General features: G+C 64.1%; 3 protein-coding genes and 1 pseudogene. 1 reads left to right on the top strand and 3 read right to left on the bottom strand.

Annotation, left to right across the window (positions count from 1 at the left end):
• The 3 genes from ACLP25_RS19150 to ACLP25_RS19140 form a co-directional block, all read right to left on the bottom strand.
• Positions 1-724 (bottom strand): magnesium transporter MgtE N-terminal domain-containing protein (locus ACLP25_RS19150; RefSeq protein WP_442470750.1); only part of this gene is annotated, 724 nt, incomplete at its 3' end.
• Positions 725-740: 16 nt separating this feature from the next.
• Positions 741-935: a hypothetical protein gene (locus tag ACLP25_RS19145; protein ID WP_442470749.1), complete on the bottom strand. Its 195-nt coding sequence runs from the start codon at positions 933-935 to the stop codon at positions 741-743.
• A complete protein-coding gene (locus ACLP25_RS19140) occupies positions 932-2,215 on the bottom strand; it encodes an NRAMP family divalent metal transporter (protein WP_442470748.1) in 1,284 nt (427 codons plus the stop codon). The genes ACLP25_RS19145 and ACLP25_RS19140 overlap by 4 nt, the downstream gene beginning before the upstream one ends.
• 215 nt (positions 2,216-2,430) lie before the next feature.
• On the opposite strand from ACLP25_RS19140, the pseudogene ACLP25_RS19135 reads away from it, so the two are divergent.
• Positions 2,431-3,123: pseudogene (locus ACLP25_RS19135) on the top strand (VIT1/CCC1 transporter family protein).
• The last annotated feature ends 399 nt before the right edge of the window (positions 3,124-3,522 follow it).

Genomic DNA, 3,522 nt, shown 5'->3' with positions numbered 1-3,522 from the left:
CCAAGCTGCGCTGCACGCGAGGCTCCACTTCCATCAGGGTTTCGGACGCGTGGTCGGTCCCCAGCTGATTGAAGATCGCGACCCGGCTGTCGTGGTCCAGCTCTTCCAGAATGTCGGCCATGTCGACCGGGTGGATCTGCGGCAGCTTCGCCTTCAACAGGTTGAGCTTCAGGTCGCCGCTGAACCGGCCAATGTCGGGCGGCAGCGGCTGGACGGAACTCCACGGGATCGTGTCATCCTTGATTGTCGCCGCAACACTGCGGAGGAAATTGGCGATCCGCCCAAGGCCGATGCGGCGCAGGAACCCAGACCGCGAGCAGTCGACTCCGGTGACATAGAGACGACCGTTCAGGCGCGCGAGCTTGATGTCGTATACGACCTCGACCTCGTCGTCGTCGCTGTCCAGAACTTTCTTGTCGAGCAGGTGGTCGCGCAAGCGCACCTGGCCCTCGCCCGGCTCGCCCTCGAAGTCTTCCAGCCGGGAAATCGCAAGGGTCGACCGACCGTTTGGCTCGAGCCGCTCGACCTTGTCCCACGGGATCATCAGCGACTTGTAGCCGAAGGGCCGCTCGATGAAGAGGTGGGTCACTTCGGCGGCCTTACCGCCGTCGATGGCGATGACGTCGGCCAGTTTGCCGATCGCCTTGCCGGATGCGTGCGCCTTGCCGCCAATCAGATCGGTGAGGAGGTAAGTCTCGCTGGAAGGATTGGCTTCGACCGACATGGCGTCCTCGAAAGACCTAGGGCGTCAGGAGCGTAATGAACTTGTAGACAAGCAGGCCGACCAGAACGAGCAGGTAGATGCGCAGGGCGAGCAGCGCCCGTTGCTCGGCCGGCGACATCGTCAGGCGCGGGTTAGCGAAGCGGCGGTTGATCGTGCGGACCTGCTCGATCTGGTCGGCGACGACGGCGCCGATGGCGTGAAAAATGTTCATGGCGTCCCTGACTGGCCGAGCAGGCTCGGAAAGAGGGTGGTCAGGCCGTAGGCCGTCGACAGCGCGATGATCACGGCTACGATCGAGCCGTTGATGACGTTCTCCCAAAGCGTGTTGATGCGGTCGCCCATCGTATCCTTGTCATTTAGGAGAAGGATAAGGAACACGAGCGCGGCCGGAAGCAGCGTCACCGCGATGACCTGCACGAACAGCGTAATCAGCACCAGCGGCGCACCGGGAATGAGGACCACGAGACCCGACGTAATGAGCGCGAAGAAATACGCAAAATAGAACCACGGGGCCTCGCGGATCTTGTTGTTGAGCGAGTGGGCCCAGCCGAACACCTCGCCGAACGCCCAGGAACTCGCGAGCGAGATGCAGATCGCCCCGAGCAGGCCGGCGTCGAACAGGCCGATCGCCATGAATATGCCGGCCCAGTGGTGGGTCTCCATCAGCATCCGAGACGCCTGCGCCGCGTCGGTGACTTTCCGCCCGTTGAGCACGGTTCCCGTCACGATGATGATGAAGATCGCCACCAGAACGGTGAAGAACGCGCCGACCAGGGTGTCGGTCTTGCCCCACGGGATGTCGATCTCCTTGAGGCCCTTGTCGACGACCGACGACTGCTGGAAGAACAGCATCCACGGTGCGATGGTCGTGCCGATGTTGGCCATCAGGAAGAAGAACAGCTCGCCGGTGAAACCGCCGGGGAAATTCGGGATGATGCCCTGCCTCATGATTTCCGACACGCTCGGATTCACCATGAAGGCGCCGGGGATGTAGATCAGGTTGATGGCACAGAACGCCATCGCGAGCTTCTCCCACGTCCAGTAGCGGCCGTTGAGCACCATGAAGCCCATGAGCAAACAGAGGGCGATAACGGTGAGCCAGCCAGGGACGCCGAAGATCGCGAGCGCCGTCGTCATGCCGATGAACTCGGTGACCAGCGTCAGCCAATCCAGGAACAACAGGTCGATCAGCGAGAACCAGCCCCAGAACGGCCCGAAGCCGTCGAAGATCGCCTCGGCGTGTCCGCGCTTGGTCACCGCGCCCAGCCGGACCGTCATTTCCTGCACGTAATAGGCGACCGGCCCGAGGATGATGAGGAACCAGATCAGGTGGTATTGGTATTTCGCGCCGGTCGCCGCGTAGGTCGTGATGCCGCCCGCGTCATTGTCTGCGACCATGACGACGATGCCGGGCCCCGCGATCGCCAGGTACAGCCGGATGGCCTTCCCCCATCGGCGCGAAAAATAATAGAGGCGCGTGGTCCAATTCACGTTTCCGCCCCTTGCTTCTGGGCCGCGCCGCTCGCGTCGCCTATGTCCCTATCAGGCTCTCAACCCCGCGGGTCAACGATCCCGCGATGCGGCAAGTTGTCAGGGGCCGTCGCGCAGCATTTCCCTTCGCCGGGCGAAGGACCGGCGCCAAGACGTCGCCAAACCGTCATGTCGCGGTCCTAGGCGATGGCCAATCACCGCAAACTCCGGGCCCAATGATGGCGCACGCAGAACATCACTACATCCGTCGCACAGGCTGGCTCCGCGCAGCGGTGCTCGGCGCGAACGACGGGCTCATATCGACAGCGAGTCTGGTCGTCGGCGTGGCCGCCGCGGCCGCCGATCGGGGCGAGATCCTGACTGCGGCGTTCGCCGGCTGGGCCGCAGGCGCCATGGCGATGGCTGCGGGCGAGTTCGTTTCCGTTAGCTCGCAGGCCGACTCCGAGGTCGCCGACCTCGCGCGCGAATAGAAGGCGCTCAAAGACGAGCCGCAGGCCGAGAAGGCGGAACTCACGCAAATCTATGTCGAGCGCGGTCTCGATCCAGCGCTGGCCCAGCAAGTCGCCGAGCAATTGCATGCGAAGGACGCGCTGTCCGCGCACGCCCGCGACGAGCTAGGCTTCGCGGATAACGGCGGCGCCAATCCTTTGCTCGCCGCCGCGGCGTCTGCGCGTGCTTTCTCACTGGGCGCGGCGCTCCCGACGTTGGTTGCGATCCTTGCCCCACGGGAAATTCTCATAGCGACCGCTTCGGCCGCGACGCTGATCTTCCTTGTCGTGCTCGGCGCGCTCGGCGGCTGGCTCGGTGGCTCCGCCCTGGTCCGGCCCGCCTTGCGGGTCGGATTCTGGGGCGCGATCGCGATGGCCGTGACGGCGGGGATCGGGGCCGTTGTCGGGAAGGCGGTTTAGTCAGCTTGGCTCTGCATTGCCGTGAACGGCGAGGTGTTCTGGGAGCGACGACCGGCTCGAGGACGCGATCCGCTGGTCGAGGGCGGCATCGCCGATCGCGGGTTAAGTCGCAGATCCCCAGTTGCTGATCGGCTTGCAGCGCGGGGTCCGGGCCGCAAGCGGGCGGATGTCGCTCTGGTTAACGCACGCATTGCGGATGGCACGGTCCCCTCGTCTTAGCCCCCGGGATTTTGAGGGCGTCATCTTTAGCGGCCGCCGCACAATCGCGCTCATCGAACCTGAACGTTTGCGGCAAATCATTGCGCAGGCCGCGTGACGCATGTGCTTGTGTGCATGAGCGGCCGCCTATCGGCGCGCCGCTTTCTGCTCGCGGCGAGCTCATCGTGGAAAATGCAGAAG

Origin of the sequence: Roseiarcus sp. (genome assembly GCF_052145395.1) — a bacterium.
GTDB lineage: Bacteria > Pseudomonadota > Alphaproteobacteria > Rhizobiales > Beijerinckiaceae > Roseiarcus.
Note: the sequence above shows the minus strand (reverse complement) of the source record. Positions and strands in the feature narration are given on the sequence as shown.

Coding starts and splice junctions, on each gene's coding strand:
- ACLP25_RS19145 (WP_442470749.1), bottom strand. CDS start 935: ATGAACATTTTTCACGCCATCGGCGCCGTCGTCGCCGACCAGATCGAG.